This is a genomic window from Nocardia sp. NPDC003693, from assembly GCF_053981095.1.
Genome location: NZ_JBSFNO010000021.1, coordinates 1 through 12,546 on the forward strand (window position 1 = coordinate 1; position 12,546 = coordinate 12,546).

The following is a 12,546-nucleotide window of genomic DNA, read 5'->3' on the forward strand; positions in this document are numbered from 1 at the left end:
GTGGACCACGTGCGCCGCCTGGTGGACGATCCGCGCCTGCGGGAGCGGACCGCCGCCGCGGCACAGCGCAGTGTGCGCGACCGATCCTGGTCCGCCGTCAATGATCTGCTGATCCGGCACTACCGCGAGGTGATCGGACAGCGCCACTCTCTGCCAGGTAGCGGTGACCTTCGTGCCCCGCTCACCAAGGAGGCGTCCTGATGCTGCGCATATCCGTCATCGGCACCGGCTATCTGGGTGCCACCCATGCCGCCGGCATGGCCGAGCTCGGTTTCGACGTGCTCGGCGTGGACAACAATCCCGCCAAGGCCACGGCCCTGGCGGCCGGGCTGGTGCCCTTCCACGAGCCGGGTCTGCCGGAGTTGCTGTCCGGGCACGTGTCCGCGGGCAAGCTCCGCTTCGGCACCTCGCTGCCCGAGGCCGCGCGCTTCGCCGACATCCATTTCCTCTGTGTGGGAACCCCGCCCGGCCCGCACGGCGCCGCCGATCTGTCCCAGCTGTATTCGGCGCTGGACGGTCTGGTCCCGCACCTGACCCGCAACTGCCTGATCGTCGGCAAGTCCACGGTGCCGGTGGGCACCGCGCAGGCGCTGGCCGCGCGCATCGCGGACCTGGCCCCGGAGGGCATTTCGGTAGACCTGGCCTGGAACCCGGAGTTCCTGCGCGAGGGGCACGCGGTGTTCGACACCCTGCACCCCAACCGCCTGGTCTTCGGGGTCACCACGCCCGACGCGGAATGGGCGCTGCGCCAGGTGTACGCCACCCCGATCGCGGACGGCGCACCGGTCGTGATCACCAACCTGCCGACCTCGGAGTTGATCAAGGTCGCCGCCAATGCCTTTCTGGCGACGAAGATCTCGTTCATCAACGCCATGGCCGAGCTGTGCGAGCTGACCGGCGCCGACGTGACCCAGCTGGCCGACGCGCTCGGGCACGACGATCGCATCGGCCGCAAATTCCTCGGCGCCGGACTGGGGTACGGCGGCGGCTGTCTGCCCAAGGACGTGCGCGCGCTCATCGCCCGCGCCGGTGAGCTCGGCGCGAGCGAGTCGGTGGATTTCCTGCGCGACATCGACGCGATCAACGTGCGCCGCCGCGAACGCGTGGTGGACATGACGCTGGATCTGTTGCGCGGCACCGGCCGTCGCCCGCGCGGCCGGGTCGGCATTCTCGGCATCGCCTTCAAGCCGCTCTCGGACGACGTGCGCGATTCCCCGGCCCTGGATGTGGCGGTGCGCCTGCAGGCCGCGGGCATCGAGGTGACGGCCTTCGATCCGGCCGCGACCGCGCCCGCTCGCGCGGTGGCCCCGCAGCTGGTCTACGCCGCGACCGCGGCCGCCGCCCTGCACGAGGCCGACGTGGTCCTGCACCTCACCGAATGGAACGAGTTCCGGGAACTGGACCCGGTTTTCCTGCGCTCGGTGGTGCGCGGCGGCATCCTGATCGACGCCCGCAACACCCTGGACCCCGCGCCCTGGCTGGCCGCGGGCTGGGACTTCCGCGCCCTGGGCCGCCTCGTCGAGTCCGAGTCGGCGACCACCCCCGCCTCGATCCCGGTCCGGGACTACACCGCCGCCCGCGCCCGCATGCGCCGCGCCCGTCCCGAAACTCCTGCCACCCCGCCCGATTCCCCCCTGACCCGCCTCCGCGCCCGCGTCCGCCGCACGGCCTGAACCACCCGAGCGAATCGGGCGCCGGCCCGCTCGCCGGAAGCCCCTCGCGCGTGGCTAATTGTGCGCGTTCACAGGAGAACCCGTGCCAGTTAGTGCTGCTTCGGCCCCGGGATATATGCGTAATCCATATATGTAACCGGTGTTACCCATTTCCCCACTGACGGACCTACCGGCATGTAACTATGTGCCTGATTTGCAGGACTCTGGTTAGGGGTAGATGTGACTGGGGTGGGGACGCTGGCATCTCGCGCGATCGGGCTGATCGCGCTGCTGGTGCTGGCCGTGGTCGCCCTGCGCGGCCACATTCCCGGCGCCGGCGGGCCTTCCGCGCCGCACACCCCGTCGGCCGTCGCGGTGGCGCTCATGCCGGTGCTGCTGCTGGTCTCGGTCGTGATCCTGGCGGCGGGCGTCATCAACTCCCAGCACCGCCTGCCACTGTCCATGCCGGAGCCGGACCTCACCCCGGCGCGCGGCCCCCGCAAACTGGGCAGGCTCGGGCTCCTGGTGCTCATCGGCGTGACCGCGGTGGCGCTGCTGTGCACCGCGGTGCTGTCGGTGTACCTGGTCGGTCCGGGCCGCGAGGCCGCCACGGACACCCCGGGCACGTCGACCACCGAGACCACCGCGCCGGTGGAACCGCTGCCCCCGCCGTCGGATTCGATCGACAACCCGCCGCTGAGCGGTACCGCCCTCGTCCTGGTCGGCATCGGCGCGGCCCTGCTCGTGCTGGTCGCCATGACCGGCCTGGTGGTGGTCGCGGTGAGTTCCACCCGCCGCCCGCCCGCGAAAACCGGTGTGCCGGAGGCGCCCACGCCCGAAGAGGCGGTCTCGCTGGCCAAGGTGGCGGAGATGGGCCTGGCGGCCATGATCGCGCCCGGCCAGGATCCGCGCACCGCCATCATCGCCTGCTACGTGGCCATGGAACGCGGTCTGGCGCAGGCCCGCGAGGTCGCGCCGCTGGCCTCGGACACCCCGTCCGAGGTGCTGGCGCGCGCCTTCGATCGCGGCTTCCTGCGCGACGCCTCGGCGCGCGAGCTGGTCTCGCTGTTCGAGGAGGCCCGCTTCAGCCCGCACTCCATGCTGGAGTGGCAACGGATGCGGGCCGAGCAATTGCTCCGTATCGTATTGGCGGACCTGCAGGGGCAGGCGGCATGAAAAACGTTGTCGCACTGTGCATCGAGCAGGAATCGGGGTGTGGGGGATGAACCGGATCGGCATAGTCGTCGGTGCGCTGATAGTGGTCGCGGCCCTGGAGTTCGTGGCGTACAGCGGCGAGCGGGACACGTTGCTGCCCTTGGCCGGGATACCGGTCGCGGCGGCGCTGGGCCTGCTGCTGTGGACGTTGTTCGAGCGATCCCGCCGGGCGGGCCCCGGCGACATCGAGGACAACGAGATCGACAACGGCCCGGCGGACATGCTGCGGCGCTGGGAAGCGCGCGCCACCATGCTCGCCGAACGCTCCGAGGGGACGCGCGCGGACTGGGACCGTCACCTGCGGCCCCTGCTGGCCAAGGAGTTCGAACTCACGAGCGGCCACCGCATGGCGAAGAACCGGCGCGCCACCGAGGCCGCCGGACTGCTGCAGTTCGGTCCCGAACTGTGGCGCTGGGTGGATCCGGCCAATTCGGCGCTGCGCGACCAGACCAGCCCCGCGCCGGGCCGACCGGCGCTGGACGAGATCCTGCGCCGCCTCCAGAACATGTGAAACAGGGTTTGAGATGCGAGTACTGATATGAGTTCACCGATGGACGTGACCATCAAGCGCACCGACGCCGTGCTGCGGGAAATGTCCCGGGTGGTGGTCGGCAAACGGGATGAGCTGCAGCTCATCATGATCGCCGTGCTCTCGGGCGGCCACATCCTCATCGAGGATCTGCCCGGCCTGGGTAAGACGCTGATCGCGCGCTCGTTCGCCACGGCTCTCGGGCTGAACTTCACCCGCGTGCAGTTCACGCCGGACCTGCTGCCCGCGGACCTCATCGGTTCCACGATCTACGACATGCATTCGGGCCGGTTCACTTTCCGGCGCGGCCCGGTCTTCACCAACATGCTGCTCGCGGACGAGATCAACCGCACCCCGCCCAAGACGCAGGCCGCGTTGCTCGAGGCCATGGGGGAGGGGCAGGTCTCCATCGACGGCGAGACCTTCCAGCTGCCCAAGCCTTTCGTGGTCATGGCCACCGACAACCCCATCGAGTACGAGGGCACCTACCCGCTGCCGGAGGCGCAGCTGGACCGGTTCGCCATGCAGCTGCGCCTGGGCTACCTGTCGGAGAACGACGAGATGCAGATGATCCGGCGCCGGCTCGAACGCGGCGCCCAGCCCGGGCAGGTCGGCCAGGTGGTCGACGCCGAGGGGCTGATGGAGATGCGGCAGTCGGTGGAGTACGTGACCGTGCACCCGGACGTGGTCGGCTACGTGGTCGCCCTCGCGCATGCCACCCGCGGGCATCCGCAGGTGGAGGTGGGCGCGAGCCCGCGCGCCGAACTCGATCTGGTGCAGATGGCCCGTGCCCGCGCACTGCTCAACGGCCGCGACTTCGTGGTGCCCGAAGATGTGAAGGCGCTGGCGATTCCGGCCATGGCGCATCGCATCACGCTGCGCCCGGAGATGTGGGTGCGCCGCATTCGTGGTGAGGACGTGATCGCCGAACTGCTGCGCCGGCTCCCGGTGCCGCGCGCCAGCACCCCGGCGTGAGGCGCGCTCGCCCGTGAGACATCGTGATCTGTCCACCGCCATCGAGGCCGAACTCCAGTGGCGGCCCGCGCCATTGGTGTTCATGCTGGCCGCGGTGTCGGCGCCCGCGCTGATCCTGGCGGTGATCTTCGGCCAGTGGCAGCTGGTGGTGTTCGCCGCGCCCATGCTCGGCGTGCTGGCCACCGCGCCGCTGCAGCAGACCCGCACCCGGATCCAGGTGGACGGCGGCGGGGTGGTGCGCTGCTTCGAGACCGAGGAGGTGGTGCTGACCGCGTCCGCCTTCGTGGAGTCCGGGCACGCGCTGCTGCGCGTGCACTCGGAAACGGTGCCCGCCATGGAGATGCGCGTGGAGGAGGCCTTCGATTCCGGGGCCGCTCCCGCCGGTCTGCGGCTGGCGCTCTCGGCCGTGCGGTGGGGCCGCTACCCGGTGCCGGTGCGGGTGACGGCGCTGAGCCCCGCCGGGCTCGCGGTCGCCTCGGTGCGCCTGCCCGCCGGCGAGGTATACGTGTACCCGATCACCGATCCGCAGCCGATGCGGTTGCCGCGCACCGAACTTCCCGAGCGGATCGGCACCCACCTGACGCGGCGGCACGGTCCCGGCGTGGAGTTCGGCGATGTGCGCGTGTACGCGCCCGGTGACCAGATGCGCACGGTCAACTGGGCGGTGAGCGCGCGGCGCGGCAGGCTCTTCGTCACCGAGCGGTTCACCAACCGGGCCGCGGATGTGGTTGTGCTGGTGGACACCTCGATGCAGGCCCCGGGACCGGCTTCCGACTCGCTGGAGCTGTCGGTGCGCGGCGCGGCACAGGTCGCGCAGTCGGCGCTGCAGGCCGGCGACCGCACCGCGGTGGTGTGCCTGGGCCGTTCGCCGCGCTGGCTGCGCCCCGACATCGGCCGCCGCCAGTTCTATCGCATCGTGGACACCGTGCTGGACGTCGGCGACGAGCACATACCGACCTCGGGCACGCTGGCGCCGCACGGCGCGGTGCCCATCGGCGCGGTGGTGGTGGCGTTCTCGACGCTGCTGGACACCCAATTCGCCCTGGCGCTCATCGATCTGCGCAAGCGCGGGCACGTCGTGGTGGTGGCGGACGTGCTGCGCGGCCCGCCGTTCCACGCCGACGCGGACTCCACGCTCGCGCGCATGTGGCAGCTCGAACGCACCTCCATGTACCGCGATATGGGGACCGTGGGCGTGGATATCGTGCCCTGGCCCGGTGATACGCGGCTCGATCAGGTCATGCGCCTGATTCCCGAACACCGCCGCACCGTGCGGGTGCGCCGATGACCAGATTCCTCGCCGTGCTCTCGGGGCTGCTGCTGACCCTGGCCGTGGCTTTGGTCGAACCGTGGGCGGTGGTGCCCGCCCTGATCCTGGTCGTGGCCGGTTGGCGGTGGCGGGCGAGCGCCGTCGGCGCGGTCCTGGTCGCGCTGGCCGTGCTCACCTTCACCGATACCGGCGCCCTGATCGCGGGCGCTATCGGTTTGGTGGCCACCACGTATCTGCTGAACACCGCGACGGTTTCCGCTCCGGTGGGAGTGGTTCCGACCACCATTCCCTCGGTGGCCGGAGCCCTCGTGTTCACCGTGGCGGCGGGTGCCGCGACGTTGCTGCCCACCGGGCTGGCGTGGATTCCGATCGCCGCGCCGGTCGCGGTGATTCTGCTGTACGCCTTGATCGTTCGCGGCCTGGCCCAGGATCGGCGGCCGGTCGAGCCGGTGGGTACGCGGTAGCCGGACCCGGTGCTACTGCAGCGCCGGGGGCATACGGGTCGGCTTGATCCGGCCCGCGTCGATCAGGATGCGGAAGGCGGCTGCCTTGCGCGGGCACTCCGCGACGGTGCAGCGGCGGTGCTGCTGCATGGTCCGGTGCGCCTCGTACAGCCCGAGCGGATTGTCGGGGGCGCCGTGGGACCAGTCGGAGCGTCTCAGGAGCAGATCGGTGGATGCGGTGTCCTCGTTGCTGATTCGCTGACGAATCCGTTCCACCGAGAGTCTGTCCGGGTCGCGATGTGGATGATGCAGGCTCACGTACGTGACGGCCATGATCGTGAGCATTGCCAGGGTGGCTGTGAACACCTGCCAGCCGGCCATTGGTTCACCTTCTCGTCTATCGGCTGTAGATCGGGTAAGCGGTTCTTCGGGCCTATCGGAAAAGGCGTCCCACCCGGTACAGCGGTCTACCGAGTAGTTCGCTAGATATTCACCATACGACCGAGGGGGTGCGTTGTGCCAGTACCCAATCGGTCAGAAATAGCCGAATTTCGGCCTATAACAGCAAATTACCGGCAGGTTCCGCGGCGAAGTACGCCGAGAGTTTGCGAAGATTTTCCGTATGGCCGATCACGGTGGCGACGGCCCGCCCGGCCGTGCCCATCCGGCCCCGGACAACGCACTGGGCCGCAACCGGAATCGGTTGCGGCCCAGTGCTTTACACCAGCGGATCAGGCGGTGACCGCCGCCCGCTCACGCTGGAGTTCCAGGGCGATGTCGATGAGCTGATCCTCCTGGCCGCCGACCAGCTTGCGCTTGCCCGCGCGCACCAGCATCTCCGCGGCGGAGACGCCGTAACGTTCGGCCTGGCGCTCGGCGTGTCGCAGGAAGGACGAGTACACGCCCGCGTAGCCCATCATCAGGGCCTGACGGTCCAGCAGGCACTCGGACGGCATGGCCGGGCGGACGACGTCCTCGGCGGCATCGGTGACCGCGAAGAAGTCCACGCCGGTCTTGACGCCGAGCTTGTCGCACACGCCGATGAACGCCTCGACCGGCAGGTTGCCCGCGCCGGCGCCGAAACGCCGTGCGGAGCCGTCGATCTGGGTCGCGCCGGCGCGCACCGCGTACACCGAGTTCGCCACGGCCAGGCCGAGGTTCTCGTGGCCGTGGAAGCCGACCTGCGCGTCATCGCCGAGCTCGGCGACCAGCGCCGAGACGCGGTCCGAAACCTGTTCCAGCACAAGGGCACCCGCCGAGTCGACGACGTACACGCACTGGCAGCCCGCGTCGGCCATGATGCGCGCCTGCTTGGCCAGCAGCTCCGGGGTGGTGCTGTGCGCCATCATCAGGAAGCCCACGGTCTCCAGGCCCAGATCCCGCGCGTAACCGAAGTGCTGAATGGACACATCGGCTTCGGTGCAGTGGGTGGCGATGCGGCAGATGGACGCGCCGTTGTCCTGCGAGATCTTGATGTCCTCCTTGATGCCAACGCCGGGCAGCATCAGGAAGGCGATCTTGGCCTGCTTGGCGGTCTCCGCGGCGGCCTTGATCAGTTCCTGCTCCGGGGTCTTGGAGAACCCGTAGTTGAACGAGGATCCGGCCAGGCCGTCGCCGTGGGTGACCTCGATGACCGGCACGCCGGACGCGTCGAGCGCGCCCACGATGTCGCGGACCTCGGTCACGGTGAACTGGTGACGCTTGTGATGCGAGCCGTCACGCAGCGAGGTGTCGGTGACGCGGACGTCGATTTCGCCCGAGTAGGGCTTCAGCACATTGCTCATGGTCGCTTTTCTCCCTTACACCCGAGCCGAGAGGATCTGATCGGCCAGCACGTCGCCGACCTTGGTGGCCGCGGCCGTCATGATGTCGAGGTTGCCCGCGTACGGCGGCAGGAAGTCGCCCGCGCCCTCGACCTCGACGAAGATCGAAACCTTCGCCAGGCCACCGGAAACCAGCGACGGCTCGTCGAACTGCGGATCGTTCAGCAGGCGGTAGCCGGGCACGTACTCCTGGATGGACTTCTCCATGCGGAAGATCGACTCGGAGATCGCGTCGCGGTCGGCGTCCTCGGGGATGGCGCAGAAGATGGTGTCGCGCATGATCATCGGCGGCTCGGCCGGATTCAGGATGATGATGGCCTTGCCGCGCTGGGCGCCGCCGATGGTCTCCACGCCCGCGGAGGTGGTCTTGGTGAACTCGTCGATGTTCGCGCGCGTGCCGGGGCCGGCCGAGACCGAGGACACCGACGCCACGATCTCGGCGTACGAGACCGGGACCACGCGCGAGACGGCCGCGACCATGGGGATGGTCGCCTGGCCACCGCAGGTGATCATGTTGACGTTCATGGCATCCCGGAGCGTGTCCAGGTTCACCGGCGGGATGACGGCGGGGCCGACCGCGGCGGGGGTGAGGTCGACGGCGCGGATGCCCGCGGCCTCGTACTTCGGCGCGTACGCGCGGTGCACGTAGGCCGAGGTGGCCTCGAACAGCAGATCCGGCTTCTCGTCCAGGGCCAGCAGCCAGTCCGCGCCCTCGGGCGAGGTCTCCAGGCCCAGGCCGCGAGCGCGCTTGAGGCCCTCGGACTCGGGATCGATGCCGACCATCCAGCGCGGCTCGATCTTGTCCGAGCGCAGCAGCTTGTAGAGCAGATCGGTACTGATATTGCCGGACCCGACGATCGCGGCGGTGACTTTGCTTGCGGTCACGGCTTTCTCCTACTTCGGTGAGCTCAGCTGAAGGACAGGTGGACGGAGCCGAGCCCGGTGAACTCGGCGATGAACTCGTCACCCGGGCGGGCGTCGATGGCACGGGTGCAGGACCCGGGCAGGATGATGTCGCCGGCCTTGAGCCGCACGCCGAACGACGCGACCTTGCGGGCCAGCCAGGCCACGGCGATGGTGGGATCACCCAGTACGGCGTCCGAGCGGCCCTCCGCGATGACCTCGCCGTTGCGGGTCAGCACGGCGTCGATCGCCTTGATGTCCAGCTGATCCGGGGCCACGCGCTGCTTGCCCAGGACGAATCCGGCGGAGGAGGCGTTATCGGCGATGGTGTCGCACAGGCCGATCTTCCAGTCCTTGATGCGGGTGTCGATCAGCTCGATGGACGGCGCGTACGCGACGGTCGCCTTCAGCACGTCCTCTTCGGTGCAGTCCTCGCCGGGCAGGTCCGCGCCCAGGATGAAACCGACCTCGACCTCCACGCGGGGGTACAGGAACTTGGACGTGTCGACCGGGACGTCTTCGAAGACCTCCATCTCCTCGAGGAGATGTCCGTAGTCCGGCTCGTCGACGCCCATCATCTGCTGCATGGCCTTGGAGGACAGGCCCACCTTGTGGCCCACGACCTTGGCTCCGCCCGCGAACCGGCGGCGCATGTTGATCAGCTGGATCTCGTAGGCGTCGACGACGTCGATCTCGGGATGCCGCGCGACCAGGGGGTCGAGCGCGATGCGATCCCGTTCCGCGACGGCGAGTTCGTCCGCCAGTTGAATCCGAAGCGCGTCGGTCAGCACGCTGTGTTCCTTCCATCAGGTGGCCAAGCTGCGGGCCATGCAGTCGAGAGCCTAGAAACTGAAACGAGTTTTTGTGAACAACATCGCCTATTCAGTCCCATCTGCCAGACCAACATAGACCAAACCAGGATTGATTCTATAACGTGTTCTACATGACTGATCGGGATTACGACGTGGTGGTGGTCGGCAGCGGTGCCGCCGGTATGACCGCCGCCCTCACCGCCGCACACCGCGGTCTGCGCGTGGTGCTCATCGAAAAGGCCGCTCACTACGGCGGTTCTACGGCGCGTTCGGGCGGTGGCGTCTGGATTCCCGGCAACAAGGTGCTCAAGGCCGCGGGCAAGGGTGACGACCTCGACGAGGCGCGCACCTACCTCTACAGCATCATCGGCGACGTGGTGCCCAAGGAGAAGATCGATACCTACCTCGATCGCGGCGCCGAGGCGTTCGACTTCGTGCTGGACCACTCGCCGCTGAAGATGACCTGGGTGCCGGGCTACTCCGACTACTACCCGGAGGCACCGGGCGGTAAGGCGGACGGCCGTTCGTGCGAACCCAAGCCCTTCAACACCAAGATCCTCGGCGACGAGCGCTTCAAGCTCGAGCCCCCCTACAGCAAGGCGCCGCTGAACGTGGTCGTCATGCAGGCGGACTTCAAGAAGCTCAACCTGATTCGCCGCCATCCCGTCGGCATCGCCCGGGTGCTGCGCGTCGGCACGCGCTGGGCGTGGGGCAAGGTCACCGGCAAGGCGCTGGTCGGCATGGGCCAGGCGATCATCTCCGGCATGCGCAAGGGCCTCATGGACGCGAACGTCCCGGTCCTGCTGGACACCCCGCTCACCGGACTGATCGTCGAGAACGGCGTGGTCACCGGCGTCGAGGCCACCTCGAACGGCGAGCCCGTGCGCTTCACCGCCAAGTACGGCGTGGTGCTGGCCGCCGGCGGGTTCGAGCACAACGCGGACATGCGGCACAAGTACCAGCGTGAGCCCATCACCACCGAGTGGACCACCGGCGCCAAGGCCAACGAGGGCGACGGCATCCAGGCTGGCATCGCGGTCGGCGCCGACACCGATTTCATGGAGGACGCCTGGTGGGGTCCGACCACGTTCAAGGGTCAGGGCAAGCCGTGGTTCGCGCTGGCCGAGCGCAATCTGCCGGGCAGCATCATGGTCAACGACGAGGGCGCGCGCTTCGGTAATGAGTCCGCTCCTTACGTCGAGGCCGTGCACACCATGTACGGCGGCGAATACGGGCAGGGTGAAGGTCCGGGCGAGAACGTGCCGTGCTGGCTGGTTTTCGATAATCGCTACCGGAGTCGCTACATCTTCGCCGGTTTGCAGCCTGGCCAGCGGATTCCGTCCCGCTGGATGGAAAACGACCTGATCGTGGTGGCCCCGACGGTGGCGGAGCTGGCCGAGAAGATCGGTGTGCCGGCCGATAGCCTGGCCGCCACCATCGAACGTTTCAACGGGTTCGCCGAGACCGGCAAGGACCTGGACTTCCAGCGCGGCGACAGCGCCTACGACCGGTACTACGGCGATCCGACCATCAAGCCGAACCCGTGCCTGAACAAGCTCGAGGTCGGGCCGTTCTACGCGGTCAAGATGGTGCCCGGCGACCTCGGCACCAAGGGCGGCCTGGTCACCGACAACGACGCGCGCGTGCTGCGCGAGGACGGCACCGTCATCGACGGGCTGTACGCGGCGGGCAACAACTCCTCGCCGGTCATGGGCCACACCTACGCCGGTCCCGGCGCGACCATCGGCCCCGCGATCACCTTCGGGTACTTGGCGGCGCTCGACATCGCCGCCAAGGCGAAGAACGGCGCCGCGCCGGTCGCCGAGCAAGCCTCCTGAACCGTCCCAACCCGGTTCAGGATCGGGTTGGGCGCGCTTCCGGGTCACGTCGAATCCGCGTCCAACCCACCCGCCCACCGGCGCCGGTTGCTCTCCGGCGCCGCGGGCGGGATCAATCGAATGTCACCGCGCCCGGCATCCCGCCGAGCGGGCGCGCCGCTTGCGGGCCGGAGCCCCGCGCCGCAGGATCGGACCCGAACTCACGAGGAGAACACGTCATGCCCATCGATCCGAATATCGCTCTCGGCGCGGTGCTTCCGTCCGTCGACTTCAGCTGGACGCCCAACGACGTCCAGATCTATCACCTGGCGCTGGGCGCCGGTGCGCGCTGGACCGATCCCGCCGAACTGCGCTACCTGGACGATCGGGCCCCGCAGGTGCTGCCGACCTTCGCGACCGTCGCGCCGTTCTTCCACGAGACCGAGCCGCCCAAGGTGCAGTTCCCCGGCATCGACATCGATCTGGCCAAGGTCGTGCACGGCAGCCAGGAGATCGTGGTGCACAAGCCGATTCCGGCGTCCGGCAAGGCCGTGTTCGAGCGTCGGATCAGCGAGATCTACGACAAGGGCTCGGCCGCGGTGATCTGGCAGGAGCACACCGCCACCAGCTCGGACGGTGAACTGCTGTGGACCGCGCGCTCGTCCATCTTCGCGAAGGGCGAGGGCGGCTTCGGCGGCGATCGCGGGCCCAGCGCCAAGACCGAACTGCCGGACCGCGCACCGGATTTCGAGGTGCTGACCCCGACCCTGCCGCAGCAGGCGCTGCTCTACCGCATGTGCGGTGACCGCAATCCGCTGCACTCGGATCCGGAGTTCGCCCGCAACGCCGGGTTCCCCAACCCGATCATGCACGGGCTCGGCACCTACGGCATCGTCTGCAAGGCCGCCACCGACGCGGTCCTGGACTCCGACGCCACCCGCGTCCGCGGCTTCCGCACCCGCTTCGCGGGCGTGCTGTACCCGGGCGAGACCCTGCGCACCCGGATCTGGCAGCAGGGCAACGAACTTCTCATCACCGCCACGGTGGTGGAGCGCGAGGACGCGCCCGTGCTGGCCGACGTGGTGCTCACCTACGCCTGATCCTTCC

13 protein-coding genes are annotated in these 12,546 nt (G+C 68.9%); 9 read left to right on the forward strand and 4 right to left on the reverse strand.

Going from position 1 to position 12,546, the window contains the following annotated elements; translation table 11 throughout:
* From ACWDOP_RS22530 to ACWDOP_RS22560, 7 genes are all read left to right on the forward strand, one after another.
* A partial coding sequence (locus ACWDOP_RS22530; RefSeq protein WP_456346648.1) for a glycosyltransferase occupies positions 1 to 201 on the forward strand: 201 nt, incomplete at its 5' end.
* A 2-nt stretch (positions 202 to 203) separates the two neighbouring features.
* On the forward strand, positions 204 to 1,673 hold the full coding sequence (locus ACWDOP_RS22535) for a UDP-glucose dehydrogenase family protein (RefSeq protein WP_456346739.1): 1,470 nt from the start codon (positions 204 to 206) through the stop codon (positions 1,671 to 1,673).
* Positions 1,674 to 1,892: 219 nt separating this feature from the next.
* On the forward strand, positions 1,893 to 2,828 hold the full coding sequence (locus ACWDOP_RS22540; RefSeq protein ID WP_456346649.1) for a DUF4129 domain-containing protein: 936 nt from the start codon (positions 1,893 to 1,895) through the stop codon (positions 2,826 to 2,828).
* A 46-nt stretch (positions 2,829 to 2,874) separates the two neighbouring features.
* Positions 2,875 to 3,378 carry a hypothetical protein gene (locus ACWDOP_RS22545; protein ID WP_456346650.1) on the forward strand — a complete coding sequence of 168 codons (504 nt, stop codon included), beginning with the start codon at positions 2,875 to 2,877 and terminating at the stop codon, positions 3,376 to 3,378.
* Positions 3,379 to 3,405: 27 nt separating this feature from the next.
* The gene (locus ACWDOP_RS22550) at positions 3,406 to 4,371 is read left to right on the forward strand and encodes an AAA family ATPase (RefSeq protein WP_454204805.1); all 966 of its coding nucleotides are present in this window, start codon (positions 3,406 to 3,408) and stop codon (positions 4,369 to 4,371) included.
* A 13-nt stretch (positions 4,372 to 4,384) separates the two neighbouring features.
* Positions 4,385 to 5,659, forward strand: a complete 1,275-nt coding sequence (locus tag ACWDOP_RS22555; protein ID WP_456346651.1) for a DUF58 domain-containing protein — start codon at positions 4,385 to 4,387, stop codon at positions 5,657 to 5,659.
* Positions 5,656 to 6,105: a hypothetical protein gene (locus tag ACWDOP_RS22560; RefSeq protein WP_456346652.1), complete on the forward strand. Its 450-nt coding sequence runs from the start codon at positions 5,656 to 5,658 to the stop codon at positions 6,103 to 6,105. Before ACWDOP_RS22555 ends, ACWDOP_RS22560 begins: the two co-directional genes overlap by 4 nt.
* A 12-nt stretch (positions 6,106 to 6,117) precedes the next feature.
* On the opposite strand, the gene ACWDOP_RS22565 is transcribed toward ACWDOP_RS22560, so the two are convergent.
* From ACWDOP_RS22565 to ACWDOP_RS22580, 4 genes are all read right to left on the reverse strand, one after another.
* Complete coding sequence (locus tag ACWDOP_RS22565; RefSeq protein ID WP_454204808.1) at positions 6,118 to 6,465, reverse strand: hypothetical protein; 348 nt, start codon at positions 6,463 to 6,465, stop codon at positions 6,118 to 6,120.
* Positions 6,466 to 6,815: 350 nt separating this feature from the next.
* Complete coding sequence (dmpG, locus tag ACWDOP_RS22570; protein ID WP_454204809.1) at positions 6,816 to 7,868, reverse strand: 4-hydroxy-2-oxovalerate aldolase; 1,053 nt, start codon at positions 7,866 to 7,868, stop codon at positions 6,816 to 6,818.
* 15 nt (positions 7,869 to 7,883) lie between these two features.
* Positions 7,884 to 8,792 (reverse strand): acetaldehyde dehydrogenase (acetylating), encoded by a 909-nt coding sequence (locus tag ACWDOP_RS22575; RefSeq protein WP_456346653.1) that lies wholly within the window; start codon positions 8,790 to 8,792, stop codon positions 7,884 to 7,886.
* Between the two features lie 23 nt (positions 8,793 to 8,815).
* Entirely contained in the window at positions 8,816 to 9,601 is a 786-nt protein-coding gene (locus ACWDOP_RS22580) for a 2-keto-4-pentenoate hydratase (RefSeq protein ID WP_456346654.1), read from the reverse strand.
* A gap of 152 nt (positions 9,602 to 9,753) precedes the next feature.
* Between ACWDOP_RS22580 and kstD the strand changes: the two genes are divergently transcribed.
* Both kstD and ACWDOP_RS22590 read left to right on the forward strand, forming a co-directional pair.
* Positions 9,754 to 11,460 (forward strand): 3-oxosteroid 1-dehydrogenase, encoded by a 1,707-nt coding sequence (gene kstD / locus ACWDOP_RS22585; RefSeq protein ID WP_456346655.1) that lies wholly within the window; start codon positions 9,754 to 9,756, stop codon positions 11,458 to 11,460.
* A gap of 218 nt (positions 11,461 to 11,678) precedes the next feature.
* Positions 11,679 to 12,539 (forward strand): MaoC/PaaZ C-terminal domain-containing protein, encoded by an 861-nt coding sequence (locus tag ACWDOP_RS22590; protein ID WP_456346656.1) that lies wholly within the window; start codon positions 11,679 to 11,681, stop codon positions 12,537 to 12,539.
* Positions 12,540 to 12,546: the final 7 nt, after the last annotated feature.

What these genes read in the sequence shown, in the direction of transcription:
- ACWDOP_RS22565 (WP_454204808.1), bottom strand. Translation starts at nt 6,465, where the DNA reads ATGGCCGGCTGGCAGGTGTTCACAGCCACCCTGGCAATGCTCACGATC.
- dmpG (WP_454204809.1), bottom strand. Translation starts at nt 7,868, where the DNA reads ATGAGCAATGTGCTGAAGCCCTACTCGGGCGAAATCGACGTCCGCGTC.
- ACWDOP_RS22545 (WP_456346650.1), top strand. Translation starts at nt 2,875, where the DNA reads ATGAACCGGATCGGCATAGTCGTCGGTGCGCTGATAGTGGTCGCGGCC.
- ACWDOP_RS22550 (WP_454204805.1), top strand. Translation starts at nt 3,406, where the DNA reads ATGAGTTCACCGATGGACGTGACCATCAAGCGCACCGACGCCGTGCTG.
- ACWDOP_RS22590 (WP_456346656.1), top strand. Translation starts at nt 11,679, where the DNA reads ATGCCCATCGATCCGAATATCGCTCTCGGCGCGGTGCTTCCGTCCGTC.
- ACWDOP_RS22560 (WP_456346652.1), top strand. Translation starts at nt 5,656, where the DNA reads ATGACCAGATTCCTCGCCGTGCTCTCGGGGCTGCTGCTGACCCTGGCC.
- kstD (WP_456346655.1), top strand. Translation starts at nt 9,754, where the DNA reads ATGACTGATCGGGATTACGACGTGGTGGTGGTCGGCAGCGGTGCCGCC.